The sequence below is a fragment of the Pseudomonas sp. EA_65y_Pfl1_P113 genome, assembly GCF_963970525.1.
Taxonomy (GTDB): domain Bacteria; phylum Pseudomonadota; class Gammaproteobacteria; order Pseudomonadales; family Pseudomonadaceae; genus Aquipseudomonas; species Aquipseudomonas tritici.
Genome location: NZ_CAXAQM010000482.1, coordinates 1 through 473, shown reverse-complemented (window position 1 = coordinate 473; position 473 = coordinate 1). Strand labels below are relative to the sequence as shown.

Genomic DNA, 473 nt, shown 5'->3' with positions numbered 1-473 from the left:
GACGCGCTGGTGGCAGATGCCAAGGCACAAATGTTCGGCGACCCGTTGATCGCGATTGAACGCGCGAGAGCGGCGGAGGGCGTCGCGTCGCGTCTCGCGATGGCGCGGCGCAATACGGCCGTGGCGACCGCGCAATGGCTTCAGGGCGAAGCATATCTGCGCCTGAACGACACAGCGCGGGCGGAGCCGCTCATCGAACGCGCGATTTCACTTGTCGCGAAACCCGCTTCGCCAACAAAACTCTATGGCGATCTATTGCTGTCGCGTGGCGGCTTGAGGTTGGCAAAAGCAGATGTCGCGGGGGCTCTGTCGGCGTATCAACAGGCGCATAACATCTTTCGAGATATTGGCGACGCGCGCAGCCGCGCTATCGCCATCGTCAGTATCGGTTTTCTCTACCAGGAGGCCGGTGACTTTAAAACGGCTCTACGATATTTTGATCAGTCGGCCGATATATATCACGGAGACCAGCG

Annotated in this window: 1 protein-coding gene; it reads left to right on the top strand. The window is 59.8% G+C overall.

Features of this window, described 5'->3' with window-relative positions:
- The coding region (locus tag AACY52_RS30685; protein WP_339561444.1) for a tetratricopeptide repeat protein at positions 1–473 on the top strand (473 nt) is incomplete at both ends.